Consider the following 15400-nt stretch of genomic DNA (forward strand, 5'->3'; position numbering starts at 1 on the left):
TATACATTCTTTGTTTTTGATGAATTCTAGCAGCAACTCTTGACATTTCATACATTGAACAGTATTGTATGGCGATCGGCGCGCACCATAGCGTTAAAAATTTTATTCTAGATTTAACGTTCTTCGTGTTATAATTCTTCGGCACTGTAGCAGAAAGGGGTGCTTTTTTATGAAAGCAGAATTTTATTATGACTGTCACAGATATATTTGTAGTTTAGTTCAAGTTGATTTTGTCAAAGAATTAAAAATTAAAAATCATCAAGGTTTTGTGTTAGCTGTTAAGCAAGGCGAAAAGATTGGGCTTTTGGGAAAAAGTCGCCATAATGCTAAACAAATTGATGTTTCTAAGCCTCATTTTTATAATGTGATTAAAGCAGCTATGAGCGCTTTGGAATTAGAAACTAGAAATGAGGTGATATTAGAGAGGAATCGCACGATTGCTGATGGTGAAGATATGATTCAGCAGCAAAACCGAGAAATTCGTCTTTTGAATGAACAGCTTAGAATTCAAGCGACTAAAATTGAACAATTGTTAAGGGAAAATCAGCAGTTATCGGCGCAGCTTGTGGAGAAGGAAGTTAGAGAAACTGAAATTAATCTAGCCATTGAGGAAGATTTGGCGGCGGAAATTGGAGAAGCTGAAATTAATCAAAAAATTGATGATTTGCCGATTATAGATTCTGGGTTAGAGGTGCATTTAATCGAAAATCAGCAGGATTTGGAGGAGGTTGAGATAGCGGAAACAATCAGCGAGGGCGGTGTTGAAGTTGTTGATTTAGAAATCACAGAAGAAGTAGACGCTGCATTAGAAGTTACAGGAGGCGAAAGTGAAATTCAACGATTGCCGAAAAGAGGTTCGCAGAGAAGGAATAGAAAAAAATAATGACATTTTTTAATGTTTTTTAATAGTCAAAGGTTGGTTGTGAGAACTTCACTCCTGAGATTTTTCTGATTACTTCTGTTCTCACTCAGTAGAAAGGCGCAAATAAACAGCACTATGCAATGAAATGTCAATCGCACGCTTCTCCTCAAGCCGAACTGCCTCCTGCGTGATGCCAAGGATAAATATTCGCGCCGATTTACTGATAGCAATCCTCAATCAGTACAAATATGTAGGATAGTGCCAAGAATGCCTGCCCGCAGGGATCGGGGCGGGTTTACCGGATCTATTTTTTCTATTTATAAATATTGGCGAAGCGAACTCCTACAGGAATCGCAACTAATTGAGCGGAGATAATATTATTATGCCATTTTCAGTCTGGCTTTTTCAGCTATCAGGTACTCCGGCACCCAAAATCGATCGACAGACATCAGAATAGCTACAGATATGAAAATATCAATATTCTCTCCCATTTCCTCAGTCGGCAACAAACCAAACAATTCGTCAAATTCCTTGACATCTGCTAAAATTTTATCAAAGTCCTTGACAAGTTCGTCCGGGTAGATGCCGTGAATTGCTCCATTATCTTCATAATAGGCTTCTTCGTCGGGGAAAAATTGTGACGGTTTGAGTTCTTCCAGCAGGTAATCTAGTTTTTGAAACTCTTCTTCCAAAACAATGGTGGCGATGTCTTCCCCGGCTTGCTGTAAGATAATTAGATCGCCCTTTTGCATGACTCGTTTAATTATCTCGATCGCATTTTTGCAAAAATTCTCAACAGTTAAGCGAAAAAAAAACCTCGCCACTGGCCAATTTTTCCGTCGCAGCGTCGCCCGCAGCCAAATTTTGACAATTATCTAGGGCGATCGGTAAAATTACAGGTGCGATGGCTACGCTCCGGCTTGCGCCTACAAACTATTGTCACTAACATTAAATCCTTCAGTCATCAGCAGTTGCCCAAGACAGGCATAATTGTTGAGAATATTGCACAATAGATCAAAATGTAAACATATAGCACCTACGTCTTTTTACCGCCGATGAATAGCAGATTTCTCGATCGACTCCACCACCCCTCGCGCCCCGTCATCGTCTTCGACGGCGCAATGGGAACCAACCTGCAAGTCCAAAACCTCACAGCAGAAGACTTCGGCGGCAAAGAATACGAAGGCTGCAACGAATATCTCGTGCACACCAAACCGGAAGCCGTCGCCACCGTGCACAGGGGATTCCTCGAAGCAGGGGCCGATGTCATCGAAACAGACACCTTCGGCGCTGCTTCCATCGTCCTCGCCGAGTACGATTTAGCAGACAAAGCATATTATCTCAACAAAACAGCGGCAGAACTCGCCAAGGGAATCGCCGCCGAATTTGACACGCCAGAAAAACCGAGATTTGTCGCAGGATCGATCGGGCCAGGCACCAAATTGCCCACATTAGGACACATCGATTTCGACACGCTAACCGCCGCTTTTACCGAACAAGCAGAAGGACTTTATGACGGCGGCGTTGACTTATTTCTTGTCGAAACTTGTCAAGACGTGCTGCAAATTAAATCAGCATTAAATGCTATTGAAGAAGTATTTAAGAAAAAAGGTGCGCGGATTCCCTTAATGGTATCCATCACAATGGAAGCCACCGGCACAATGTTAGTCGGTTCCGACATCAGCGCCGCCCTCGCCATTTTGCAGCCCTATCCCATAGATATTTTAGGATTAAACTGCGCCACCGGGCCCGATCGCATGACGGAACACGTCAAATACCTTTCCGAACATTCGCCCTTTGTAATTTCCTGCATTCCCAACGCCGGTTTACCCGAAAACATCGGCGGCCACGCGCACTACAAACTCACGCCAATAGAATTAAAAATGGCCTTGATGCGCTTCGTCGAAGACTTAGGCGTGCAAGTCATCGGCGGCTGCTGCGGCACCCGCTACGATCACATCCAACAACTATCAGAAATTGGCGAAACTCTCACACCAAAAATTCGCGAATTTTCTTGGGAACCGGCCGCCGCTTCAATTTATAGCGCGCAACCTTACGAACAAGAAAATTCATTCTTAATTGTCGGCGAAAAACTCAACGCCAGCGGTTCCAAAAAATGCCGCGATTTGCTAAATGCCGAAGATTGGGACGGTTTAGTAGCAATGGCTAGGGAACAAGTGCGAGAAGGGGCCCACGTTCTGGATGTCAACGTTGATTATGTCGGGCGCGACGGCGTGCGCGACATGAAACAATTAGTTTCCCGCGTGGTGACTAATGCAACTCTACCCTTAATGTTGGATTCCACCGAGTGGGAAAAAATGGAAGCGGGGTTAAAAGTTGCCGGCGGCAAATGTTTGCTTAATTCTACTAACTATGAAGACGGAGAACCGCGTTTTTATCAAGTTTTGGAGTTGGCAAAAAAATACGGTGCGGGGATAGTAATCGGGACGATTGATGAAGATGGGATGGCCAGAACTGCTGACCAAAAATTTGCGATCGCCCAACGCGCCTATAACGCCGCCGTCGCCTTCGGAATTAGTGCCGAGGAAATCTTTTTTGACCCTTTAGCTTTGCCCATTTCCACGGGGATTGAAGAAGACAGAAAAAACGGCAAAGCTACCATCGAATCGATCCGCCGCATCCGCCAAGAATTGCCCGGTTGTCACGTAATTTTGGGAGTTTCTAATATTTCCTTCGGCTTGAATCCGGCGGCGCGGCAAGTTTTGAATTCCATGTTTTTGCACGAAGCGATGCAGGCGGGGATGGATTCGGCTATTATCAGCGCTAACAAGATTTTGCCGATCGCCAAAATCGACCCCAAACACCAAGAAATCTGCCGTAAACTGATCTACGACGAACGGGAGTTCGACGGCGAAATTTGCGTTTACGACCCCTTGGGCGACCTAACAACGGTGTTTGCTGGCAAAACTACCAAGCGCGATCGGACAGAAGACGCAAACCTCCCGGTAGAAGAACGCCTGAAGCAGCACATCATCGACGGCGAACGAATTGGGCTCGACATCCAACTCGCCAAAGCCTTAGAAACCTATCCGCCGCTGCACATTATCAATACCTTCTTGCTAGACGGAATGAAAGTAGTAGGAGAATTGTTCGGTTCGGGACAAATGCAGCTACCGTTTGTATTGCAGTCAGCAGAAACCATGAAAGCGGCCGTTGCCTATTTAGAACCGTACATGGAAAAGTCAGAATCCGGGGATAATGCCAAAGGCACATTCCTGATCGCGACTGTCAAAGGCGACGTTCACGACATCGGCAAAAACTTAGTTGATATTATCCTATCAAACAACGGCTACCGAGTGATTAACTTGGGAATCAAACAGTCGGTTGACAACATCATCGAAGCCTACGAAAAGCACAAAGCCGACTGTATTGCAATGAGCGGTTTGTTGGTAAAATCCACCGCATTCATGAAAGAAAATCTGGAAGCATTCAACCAGAAAGGAATCACCGTTCCCGTAATTTTGGGCGGTGCAGCTTTGACTCCCAAGTTTGTGCATGAAGATTGCCAAAATACGTATAAAGGTAAAGTAATTTACGGCAAAGATGCGTTTTCTGACTTGCATTTTATGGAGAAACTCATGCCAGCTAAATCTGCTGGTAACTGGGAAGATTTGCAAGGATTTTTAGATGAAGTAGGGCAAGAAAATAAGACGGTGAAAGCAGCTAAAATTTCTGCCGAAACTGCTGTAGAAGATGCTGGAAAAGCAGACATTCCGGTGGTGATTGATACCAGGCGTTCCGAAGCGGTTGCTGCAGATATCGATCGCCCAAATCCTCCTTTCTGGGGAACAAAACTGTTGCAGGGAGAAGACATCCCCTTTGAGGAGATTTTCTGGCACTTAGATTTGCAAGCATTAGTGGCGGGACAGTGGCAGTTCCGCAAGCCCAAAGATCAATCGCGGGAAGAATACGATGCTTTCTTAGCTCAGAAAGTTTATCCGATATTGGAGGAATGGAAACACAAAATTATTGCCGAAAAGCTATTGAATCCCCAAGCAATTTACGGATATTTTCCCTGTCAATCTGAAGGCAATTCTTTGTATGTGTACGATCCAAAAATTATGAGTAACGGGCAAGATTTATCGACACCCGCAGCAACATTAACGTTTCCCCGCCAAAAATCGGCGCGCCGGCTGTGTATTGCTGACTTCTTCGCGCCGAAAGAATCGGGTAAAATTGATGTATTTCCGATGCAAGTAGCGACGGTGGGAGAAGTGGCTACAGAGTACGCGCAAAAGCTATTTGCTAACAATCAATATACCGATTATCTCTACTTTCACGGGTTAGCGGTGCAGACGGCGGAAGCAATCGCAGAATGGACTCACGCGCGGATTCGGCGGGAATTGGGCTTTGGTAACGAAGAACCGGACAATATTCGGGATATGCTAGCCCAGAGATATCGCGGTTCGCGTTACAGTTTCGGCTATCCTGCTTGTCCGAATATGGCGGATCAGTACAAGCAACTGGAATTGTTAAAGTGCGATCGGATAAACTTGTACATGGATGAAAGCGAGCAGCTTTATCCAGAACAATCCACCACTGCAATTATCACCTATCACCCAGCGGCTAAATACTTTACCGCCTAATTTGTTGGGTGAGGAATTCCCAAATTATACTCGTTTCTCGTTCCCCGGTTCTACCTGGGAACGAGAAAATTCACCCTGCTTGTTAAGGTGAATTTTGGGGGTTCTAGACTCAGCTACAACCGACATTTATTATGGATTTTAGTGTTAAGTTGTCACCAACGGGTAGAGCCTGCGAACGAGAAATGCCCGATGCCCGATTCCCAATTCCCGAACTCTTACGAGTAATTCCGGGGAGTGCGCGCGCCGGCAGATGCTCCTGCCATTGAAGCAACCAAACCCAATAGGGAGCCGAACAAAAATGACCAGCCAGCTTTGGCGGCATTTTCTGCAATATTGCGAGTATCTTGAGCCGATACGTTAGGCGCTTGGTTCGGCAGATTGACCACACCTTGCTGGGCTTGATTAATCACTTCTCCCGCATTGGCAGCTACTATGCCAAAAGTACCGGCTACGCCGTTTGCTAACAGCCAAGAGCCAATTGTTAAGGTCGTTGCCCACAAAATTGCTCCGTTCAAAAGTGCCGTGCTGCGGTTCATCGGGCCGCAAGCGCGAGCTGTTACCCAGCCGCCAACGCCTAAGCTAATTAGCAAACTGATAATTGACCAAATTCCTACCCCAGTACCGACGCTGCCGGCAATAGTGCGCGGTGCTCCTGAATTAGCGATGTTGCTTAAGCCGATCGCCGCGCCCAATGCACTCAACACCAGTTGTGTGCCGATCGCAATTACCAAACCCGAAAATATCGGGCCCCACCGCACTCGATCGTGGTATTCCATAACTGAATTCACCACCACGGGTTCAGTAACAACGTTATCGGCAGGTCTATTTACGTAGGACATATTTTTTTTCCTCTGAAGTGTTTTTATTTTTAAGAATCTAGAACTTATGTATTGATTTTGGCTGAGATTGATAAAAACTATATCTACCTGGGGAAATAACCAGAATCTCTGTCTGAAGAAAGAAACAAAAAAGTCATCATATCAATTCCGGTTGCACTCCTCATGACTGTTAACTGTTGACTGTGGACTGTGGGCTGTTGACGGGCGGGGCGAAAAACTGAATGGTTGAGTGTTCACTGTTGACTCGATTTTATTATTCCGATGCAACCAAAAACGATATCAGCCATCAGTCATTAGCTAATAGCTTCTGACTGATGACTGATGACGAATGACTATTTTATCCAGTTAAACAAAGTTCGCCGACGTATAGAGGAAAGGCTGCTTAACGCAATCTTACAGCCGTTCCGACGGCAGTAATCAGCAGCAAAGCTCCCGAAGAGTCTACATTAATCGTGCCAGTATCAACTTCCACCCCGATGACGGCATTAGCACCGAGACGCCCTGCCCGTTTTTCCAGTTCCGCGAGGGCATCTCGCTGTCCTTTGAGAAACACTTCCTCATAACTGCCGGTGCGCCCGCCGATGATGTCGCGAATCCCCGCGAAAAAATCTCGCAGGGCGTTGGTGCCGTAGACCACCTCAGCAGTTACAATTCCCAAGTAAGATTGAATTTCTGCTCCTTGGATGATATCAGTTGTTGTTACAATCATCAGTTGCCCTCAAGTGCGAAAATTTTGAGTGAGTCGAGTTCTGTAGATTTACTACATCTCGCCGTTCCAAGATTCCAGCCAAACCCTAAGCTGGAGCGTCGATTAAAGAATTGAAGAATTTTGGATTGACGCTCCAGCACCTTGAATCACCGGAGGTGGAACTAAACTCTAAAATTTTGGGATATACTCTGACGCTAGCGTCAGTGGTTTGTATCCGTTTCTTGCAGCTCAGCGCTAGCAAGCTGGCTGCAACTCGCTCTTTTATTCCACACATTCTTTGAAACAAATGGCCGTCCACAAACAAAGTCTCTTGGTATTAAGTACGCTGTTGGTAGCGGGATTCGCGATCGCAGCGCCGCAGGTAGCGCTATCAGCAGAAACATCTGTTCAAGTTCAACCTCAAAACGATTCAAATTTAGAGGATCTGCTGCGACAAGGACGCGAGTTGGTAAATGCAGGAGATTACAGTAAGGCGATCGACGTTTATCAGCAAGCAGCGCGTTTAGATGCCGAAAACCCGCGCATTTTTTCCGGTATTGGCTATTTAGAAGCGCGTCAAGGCAACTATCAAGCCTCTGTAGAATTTTACCAACAGGCGATCGGTCTCGAACCCAAAAATGCTGATTTTCAATACGCCCTAGGATATGCTATGGCGAACCTGCAAAACTATCCCGCAGCAGCCTCCGCTTACCGCCGCGCCACTGCGCTCGATCGCAAAAATGTCAACGCCCGCATCGGTCTGGGAGTGGTACTTTTTCAGCAAAAAGATTACAGCGGTTCATTTAAAGCATACCAAGAGGCGATCGCCCTCGATCCGAAAAATTGGCAAGCTTATTCTTCAATGGGTTTAGTATTGATCCAGCAGGGAAATTTTGCCAGTGCTATCACCGTGCTCGAAGAAGCAGCCAAACTCGCTCCCAAACAGTCCAGCGTCCAGTTAAAATTAGGAAGTGCTTTGCTGCGGAACGGCAACACTTCCGAAGGGCTAGCAGCTTTTGAACAAGCAGCCGAACTAGAGCCGCGAAATCCCGAAGTGCAAGTAGAAATCGCCGAACTTCTCAGATCTCAAAACGACTTAGACGGAGCCGTGGTAGCTTATAAGCGGGCGATTGACGTGCGCCCGAATTTAGTTGAAGCATACGTGGCGATCGGGGAAATTCAAATCCAAAAACAAGATTTTGTAGGAGCGATCATTACTTTTCGGCGAGTGATCCAGATCGATCCAAACAGAGCAGAAGCTTATTACGATATGGGTAAAGCACTCAAAGCGCGCGATCGCACATCCGAAGCAATTCAAGCTTTCCAACAAGCCCTAGACACTTACCGCCAGCAAGGAAACAATGATGGCGCCCAAAAAGCCGAGGCGGCCCTCAATGAACTCAAATAATTAGTCATTAGTCAGTGGTCATTAGTCAGTGGTCATTAGTCATTAGTCATTAGTCATTAGTCATTAGTCATTGGTCATTGGTCATTGGTCGTTAGTCATTAGAAATGCTAGTTTTTAATCTCGCAAACTAACTTATCATCCAATACGGTTTAGTTAAGACGATCCATGTGCTGAAATATTCTGAAAACCAAATGATACTGCGATTGCTTCCTTGCTCTATTAAGAGAATTTTAAGTGAACAGTATTGATTTATATTTAGAATCGACAACTTAATAACTTAAACACCTCCTACAGTCCTCTATCCTGTAAGTTGGCAGATAAAAGGAGGCTCTTCCTCGCCCCAGAAGCATTACCAGACAGAGCGAAAGTAACGAGCAATCGCTTAAGTTATTAAATTTTCATTCCTTAGTCATTAGTTAAATGTCTACTAACTACTGACAACTAACTACTGACTACTGACTACTGACGACTGATACCAAGTTCATAAAGTAGCGCTAGAAATTACCCCCCCAACCCCCCCCGCGATTTCGGGGGGGCTAAGACTTCATCTATACCGCATCTTTAGAAAAATGGTATGACGACTGACAACTAACTACTGACAACTGCCAACTAATACCATTTCTCTAAAATCATGCAATAGTCTCCGACCCCCCCTAGCCCCCCCGATGCTTTGGGGGGGGACAAGAATACTGTTGCATTATTTTTTGAAATTGGTATAACTACTGACAACTAACTACTGACAACTGCCAACTGACAACTGACAACTGACAACTGACTACTGCCAACTGTCAAATTATTAACATGAATTCAAATGATTCTAAACCTGCGCTATACGAGATGAATCCGCTAGGTCGATTTTCCGATCGCGCTGCCGATTATGTCAAATACCGCCCGACTTATCCAGCCGCTGCGATTGAGGCGATTTTAGATGGACTTGGGGAACCTTCGCAATTAACAGCAGCCGATATCGGTGCAGGTACGGGGATTTCTTCGCGTCCTTTAGCAGAAAGAGGCGTTCGAGTATTAGCGATCGAGCCTAATGCCGAAATGAGACAAGCGGCTGCACCTCACGAGCGGGTAGAGTTTAGAGAAGGAACTTCTGAAGCTACTAATTTGCCCGACTCATCCCTCGATTTGGTCTCGTGTTTCCAGTCTTTTCATTGGTTTAATCCGGTTTTAAGTTTACCAGAATTTCGGCGAATTCTCAAGCCGTCGGGAAGGTTGGCTGTAGTTTGGAATTTGCGCGATCGCGCGGATGCGCTGACACTAGGTTACACTCAAATTGTTAAAAGCGCTTCTAACAGCCATCCTGCCGAAAAGCGAGCTCGCGCGATCGAGCCATTGCTTGCGAGTCCAGATTTTAGTGACGTGCGCGCGATCGAATTTGCTCACAGACAAAATGTAGATTTAGCAGGTTTGATCGGGCGGGCGAAAAGCGCATCGTACATTCCCAACTCCGGGCCTCACTTGCAGAAAATTATCTCGGATTTAACCGAGCTTTATCAAGCTCACTGCGGCGATCGAGGCTTTGTTTCATTAGTTTACAAAACAAGAGTTTATCTGGGAACTCGTACCGACCGTTAATTTTTGGGATGAAGCAGGTAAATCAAAAAATCTGTGGTATGATGCAGTGGCAAGTTGGCAGGAGCGATCGATCGTTCAACAATTGACAGTTGAAAGCAAACAGTTGCCAGGTCAATTCAAAATAGAAGAAAGGCGATGGCACGACAGCATTTAATAAAACCTCCATCTTTTGTAAGATACTAAAACTAATCTATGAAGATGAATCTATTTCTATTGATAGAGACTGCCAACTTGTTAACATTTGTAAAATCAAACAAAATATCCTATCCCCAGAGCTTCATCTATGCAAACCTATGATGTAATTATCATCGGAGCGGGTCACAACGGACTTGTCTGTGCCTCTTATCTCCTCAAAGCCGGATATACAGTCCTTTTGTTAGAAAAACGTTCGGTTCCCGGCGGCGCGGCGACTACCGAAGCTGCGATTCCTGAATTACCAGATTTTAAATTCAACTTGTGCGCGATCGACCACGAATTTATCCATTTAGGGCCGGTCGTAGAAGAATTAGAACTGGAAAAATACGGTTTAGAATATCTTTACTGCGATCCAGTCGTTTTTTGTCCGCATCCAGACGGCAAATATTTCTTAGCACACACTTCCGTCGAAAAAACTTGTGCAGAAATTGCCCGCTACAACGAGCGCGACGCGAAAAAATATGCCGAATATACAGACTTTTGGCAGCGCGCTTTAGGTGCAATGGTGCCGATGTTCAACGCGCCGCCAAAATCTATTGTAGATATTGCCGGCAACTACGATATTGCTAAACTCAAAGACTTATTTTCAGTCATCGGTTCCCCCGACAAAACGCTGGACTTTATTCGCACGATGATTACCAGCGCTGAGGACATTCTCAACGAGTGGTTTGATGAGGAATTTCTGAAAGCACCCTTAGCGAGACTCGCTTCAGAATTGGGTGCGCCTCCTTCGCAAAAAACCATTGCTGTAGGAGCAATTATGATGGCAATGCGCCACAATCCCGGCATGGCGCGGCCTCGTGGTGGAACAGGTGCATTGGTGCAAGCGCTGGTCAATTTAGTGAAAACCTATGCGGGTGTTATACTTACCGACCAGCACGTTGAGAAAATATTAGTTGATAGCGGCCGGGCTGTCGGTGTTCGAGTTGCAGGTGGCACAGAATATCGAGCTACCAAAGGTGTCATTTCTAATATTGATGCGAAGCGTTTGTTTCTGAATTTAATGGATGACAGCGATGTTGACAGTGCCGATCCGAATTTGCGGGAAAGATTGGAGCGCAAAATTGTTAACAACAACGAGACAATTCTGAAAATAGATTTAGCTCTCAACGAAGTACCTAAGTTCGATCGCTGGAACCATCAAGATGAATATTTAATGGGTTCAGTTTTAATTGCTGACTCGGTGAAACACGTGGAAATTGCCCACAACGAACCTGCGATCGGCAAAATCCCCGATTCCGATCCGTCGATGTATGTCGTGTTTCCTACCGTAAGAGACCCGTCGATGGCTCCTCCGGGACACCATACGGCTTGGATTGAATTTTTTGCTCCTTACCAAATCGAAAATGCTGAGGGAACCGGTCAGCACGGTACGGGTTGGACGGATGAGCTGAAAAACAAAGTTGCCGATCGCTGCATTGACAAATTAGCAGAATACGCGCCGAATATCAAGAATTCAATTATCGGCCGCCGCGTGGAAAGTCCGGCCGAATTGGGAGAGCGTTTGGGGGCGCTGAAGGGGAATTATTACCACGTTGACATGACGCTGGATCAGATGATATTTTTCCGTCCTTTACCGGAGTTGGCCAATTACAAAACGCCGATCGACGGTTTGTTTTTAACTGGTGCGGGTACGCACCCCGGCGGCTCGATTTCGGGGATGCCCGGACGCAATACAGCTCGCGTTTTCATGCACTCGCAGCAGCCGATCGCGCAGACTTTGGCTGATGCGGCTAATTCTCTGAAATCGAAGGCTAAGTCGGTGTTTCGGAGTAATGAGAAGTAAGATTTTTAACCGCAGATGAACGCAAAGAAACGCGGATATAATTGATCTGCGTTTCTTTGCGTTAATTTATTCAGTCTTTTAGTATTGATTCTGCTTGATGACGCATCAATAGAACACGAAGGGCGATCGCATCTGTGGAGGGTGAAAACCGCACGCATTCAACCGCTGTCAAACCAAAGGCTTGTTTGACTTGAACAACACTGGTAAATTCACTGTAAGACATGGTTGTTTGAGAGAGTTGTTTTGCTCCGGCTCACCGGCGGATACCCGCAATATCACCCCTGACCTCTAACATCATCAAAAATTCATCCTTTGTGCAGATGGAAAATATGACTCAAACAATGAGAAAATAATATTAGCGTTACCCTATTTTTAGCGATGACAAACCGAGTTTTGATTGTCGGCGGGCGGGGACGAATTGGCAACAGCGTTGCCCAAGACATTGTTACCCACACCGACGCAGAAATTACTATTACCGGACGCGACCCTAATGGCTCTCTTCCACCAGAGTTGCCGCCGGATAGATCGCGCTATTTAGCTTTAGATTTAGCAGACAGCGCCGCTTTGCAACAAGCTGTTTCATCCTCTAGCCTCGTAGTTCACTGTGCCGGGCCATTTCACTACCGAGACGCTAGCGTATTGAAAACTTGCATCGAAGCTGGTGTTAATTATGCTGATGTCAGCGACAGCCGCAGTTTTACTCGCAGAGCATTAGAATATCGGGAAACAGCTAACAAGTCTGGGGTGACAGCGATTATTAACACGGGAATTTTTCCGGGAGTTTCTAATAGCATGGTGCGCCGAGATATCGAAAAATTAGATACAGCCGAACAGGTGCATTTGAGTTACGTGGTCGGCGGTTCTGGCGGTGCTGGTGTCACGGTGATGCGGACTACTTTCTTAGGTTTGCAAACTCCTTTTGAGGCTTTGATTGATGGCAAAATGCAGCAGATCAATCCATACACCGATCGCGAAACGATAGAATTTCCCGAACCCTACGGCAAAACAGGGGTTTACTGGTTCGATATGCCGGAAGCAATTACTTTGCCCGAAACTTTCCCAGTAAAAACAGTTGTTACTAAATTCGGCACGTCTCCAGACCTTTACAATCACCTGACTTGGTTTGTTGCCAAATACTGGCCCGATAGCTGGCTGAAAAATCCTTCGGTGATTGAGTTTTTGTCCTATGTCAGCTACGGGATGACTGCTGTTAGCAATAATTTTAGCGGTGTGGGTGTGGCTGTGCGATCGCAAGTGACCGGCATCAAAAACGGTAAACCGGCTAAAGTTCGATCGACAGCGGTACACCCAAATGCTGCTACAGCTACGGGCATCGGTACTGGCAGCATCGCTCAATTGATGTTAGAAGGCAAACTGGCAAAACCTGGCGTTTGGTCGGTAGAACAAGCTCTTTCTACCGAACTATTTGAAGGAGCTATGCAGAGTCGAAACCTCAACATAGAGCAGGTGTGTGTGTAGTTTTTTCTGGTTTTTATGGCAATTTTAGATGTGTGGTGAACGAGCTTTTTTTGATGAACCGCGAAGATGCGTTAGGCTTTCGCCGCGCGTCAGTGCTAGAACGCGAAGGAAGAGGAGAGAAGTGAGGGTTTGCAATAATTGTAGGATAACCGCTAGCTCAAGTGTTTTGCCGAATTGCGGGCCCTCATACTAGATTAGTTTTGCTTGTTTAACTAATCTATCTTTTGGTAGAAGTAATTATAGCAAGCAGGAGTTTAATATATTGGACATCATCAGAAATAGCCCTTTTGGATCGATCGACACACGGTAGCTGCAACAAAGATTGCACTTTAACCAAGGTTTTGGACGCGCGATCGCCCGATCGGGACAACAAACACCATAGTTTTTGCGAAAAAATACCAGGAGATGTCGATATGAAGCGGGTTTTAAAAGCTCTCGGGCAAACATTGAGTCAAAGCATTTTGCTGATCTGTACGCTGGCTTTCATTGGTTTAGCAGGTATCGCGCTAGCACCCAATCAGGCGGCTTACGCAGCAGGTCAATACAGCAGTCAGGCGCAGCAGTCAGGTAAAATTACTGACCCTGCAGAAAAATTTGAGGATCTCAATCCCCAAGCAGCTTACGAAGATCTCGTCAACACAGCTCAAAATCCTGCAAAGGTCGAGAATGTTTATGATGAAAGTCTAAAGGAATACAACGAAGAGCACCCGCAAGAAAACATTGTTCAAAAAGCTGAAGAGCTGATCGAAAAGGTCACGGGTCAATAATAAATTAACAATTTTCTATCTAATTCAAGTTGCTGGTAAATACGGAGCTTTGGTGAGAACACAATAGATCATCGTTCTCAACTCGCTTGAACCTAACTATGTAGGGTGTGCTGTCGCGCACCCTATGTCGTTTTAGTAACTTGTTAAACCACTTAGTTATTCTGTCCTAACCAGTTTTTTACTTGCGCTGACTAGGCTTTTTAAGCTAGCAGATTCATCCCAAAGGAAGATGAATAAATAGAAGTTTAAAAGGTAGATTTAATCATAGATTCAGTTAAATAAAAGGAAAAAAATATCATGAGCAACGATAAAGAAACAGTGAAGGGAACAGATGCTAACCTAGACCCGATTTCTGGGGAAACAGGAGCTCATCCAGTGGGAACCGGCATCGGTGCCGCCAGTGCGGGTGCTGCGGGTGCTGCGATCGGCGGTGCGATCGGCGGGCCTGTGGGCGCAGTTGTGGGCGCAGTTGTGGGCGCATTTGGTGGCGGTTTGGCGGGTAAAGGTGTCGCAGAGTCGATCGACCCTACGGTAGAAGATACTTACTGGCAAAACAACTACAGCACCCGTTCTTACGCGGACACGAGCGCGACTTACGAAGATTATCAACCGGCATACCGCACCGGCTACGAGGGTTACAGCCGTTACGGCGGTACTGGTAAAAGCTATAGCGACATCGAAAACGATTTGCAGCGCGACTACGAAACAAATCGCGGTAAGTCGAACCTACAGTGGGAAAAGGCTAAGCACGCCACGCGCGACGCTTGGGATCGGGTGGAACGCGCTGTTCCCGGCGACATTGACAAAGACGGCCGCTAACACAACCGATTTGAGATTTGAGATTTTAGATTTGAGATTTGGGATTTTAGATTGACGCTCCAGCGCAGTGAATCTGAAATCTTGAACTAAAATCTAAAATTTTGGAAGATTTACTCTGGAGCGGCGGGGGCGCGGTATCCATTTTTTGCGAGTCAGCAAGTATTTTTTCAGTCTTAGATGCACCTAAACTCGATCGTTCCAAGTTTGTCAACTGATAAAAACTGGGTTTTTGAACCAGAGATACAGATTAGACCTCTTGCAAAAGTCAAATTTACCCCCCGCAAGTCCCCCCTCCCGGGGGGAGAAACAAGAATAATCTTGCTCCCTCCCCGCGGGAGGGGGGACTTGCGGGGGGTAAATTTGACT

12 protein-coding genes are annotated in these 15400 nt (G+C 45.9%); 8 read left to right on the forward strand and 4 right to left on the reverse strand.

The window, feature by feature from the left end; genetic code table 11:
- Positions 1-169 precede the first annotated feature (169 nt).
- Positions 170-883, forward strand: coding sequence for a hypothetical protein (locus AACV78_RS14970; protein ID WP_194011364.1), 714 nt, complete (start codon positions 170-172; stop codon positions 881-883).
- Between the two features lie 359 nt (positions 884-1242).
- Here the strand turns inward: AACV78_RS14970 and AACV78_RS14975 are convergent, their stop codons facing one another.
- Positions 1243-1686 carry a type II toxin-antitoxin system Phd/YefM family antitoxin gene (locus AACV78_RS14975; protein WP_194011363.1) on the reverse strand — a complete coding sequence of 148 codons (444 nt, stop codon included), beginning with the start codon at positions 1684-1686 and terminating at the stop codon, positions 1243-1245.
- 231 nt (positions 1687-1917) lie between these two features.
- Between AACV78_RS14975 and metH the strand changes: the two genes are divergently transcribed.
- Entirely contained in the window at positions 1918-5469 is a 3552-nt protein-coding gene (gene metH, locus AACV78_RS14980; protein ID WP_194011362.1) for a methionine synthase, read from the forward strand.
- A 215-nt stretch (positions 5470-5684) separates the two neighbouring features.
- Here metH and AACV78_RS14985 read toward each other — a convergent pair whose 3' ends face one another.
- Positions 5685-6308: a hypothetical protein gene (locus tag AACV78_RS14985; RefSeq protein ID WP_194011361.1), complete on the reverse strand. Its 624-nt coding sequence runs from the start codon at positions 6306-6308 to the stop codon at positions 5685-5687.
- A 382-nt stretch (positions 6309-6690) separates the two neighbouring features.
- Entirely contained in the window at positions 6691-7017 is a 327-nt protein-coding gene (locus AACV78_RS14990) for a YbjQ family protein (RefSeq protein ID WP_194011360.1), read from the reverse strand.
- 286 nt (positions 7018-7303) lie between these two features.
- On the opposite strand from AACV78_RS14990, the gene AACV78_RS14995 reads away from it, so the two are divergent.
- From AACV78_RS14995 to crtO, 3 genes are all read left to right on the forward strand, one after another.
- Positions 7304-8404: a tetratricopeptide repeat protein gene (locus AACV78_RS14995; protein WP_194011359.1), complete on the forward strand. Its 1101-nt coding sequence runs from the start codon at positions 7304-7306 to the stop codon at positions 8402-8404.
- Between the two features lie 801 nt (positions 8405-9205).
- Complete coding sequence (locus tag AACV78_RS15000; protein WP_194012938.1) at positions 9206-9988, forward strand: class I SAM-dependent methyltransferase; 783 nt, start codon at positions 9206-9208, stop codon at positions 9986-9988.
- Positions 9989-10271: 283 nt separating this feature from the next.
- The gene (gene crtO / locus AACV78_RS15005) at positions 10272-11969 is read left to right on the forward strand and encodes a beta-carotene ketolase CrtO (protein ID WP_194012939.1); all 1698 of its coding nucleotides are present in this window, start codon (positions 10272-10274) and stop codon (positions 11967-11969) included.
- 70 nt (positions 11970-12039) lie between these two features.
- Here the strand turns inward: crtO and AACV78_RS15010 are convergent, their stop codons facing one another.
- Entirely contained in the window at positions 12040-12192 is a 153-nt protein-coding gene (locus AACV78_RS15010) for a hypothetical protein (protein ID WP_194012940.1), read from the reverse strand.
- A 155-nt stretch (positions 12193-12347) separates the two neighbouring features.
- Here AACV78_RS15010 and AACV78_RS15015 point away from each other — a divergent pair, with 155 nt between their 5' ends.
- From AACV78_RS15015 to AACV78_RS15025, 3 genes are all read left to right on the forward strand, one after another.
- Positions 12348-13448 (forward strand): saccharopine dehydrogenase family protein, encoded by a 1101-nt coding sequence (locus AACV78_RS15015; protein WP_194012941.1) that lies wholly within the window; start codon positions 12348-12350, stop codon positions 13446-13448.
- Positions 13449-13861: 413 nt separating this feature from the next.
- A complete protein-coding gene (locus AACV78_RS15020; RefSeq protein ID WP_194012942.1) occupies positions 13862-14215 on the forward strand; it encodes a hypothetical protein in 354 nt (117 codons plus the stop codon).
- Between the two features lie 297 nt (positions 14216-14512).
- Entirely contained in the window at positions 14513-15034 is a 522-nt protein-coding gene (locus AACV78_RS15025; protein WP_194012943.1) for a hypothetical protein, read from the forward strand.
- Positions 15035-15400 lie beyond the last annotated feature (366 nt).

Origin of the sequence: Tychonema sp. LEGE 07196, from assembly GCF_963890365.1 — a bacterium.
GTDB lineage: Bacteria > Cyanobacteriota > Cyanobacteriia > Cyanobacteriales > Microcoleaceae > Microcoleus.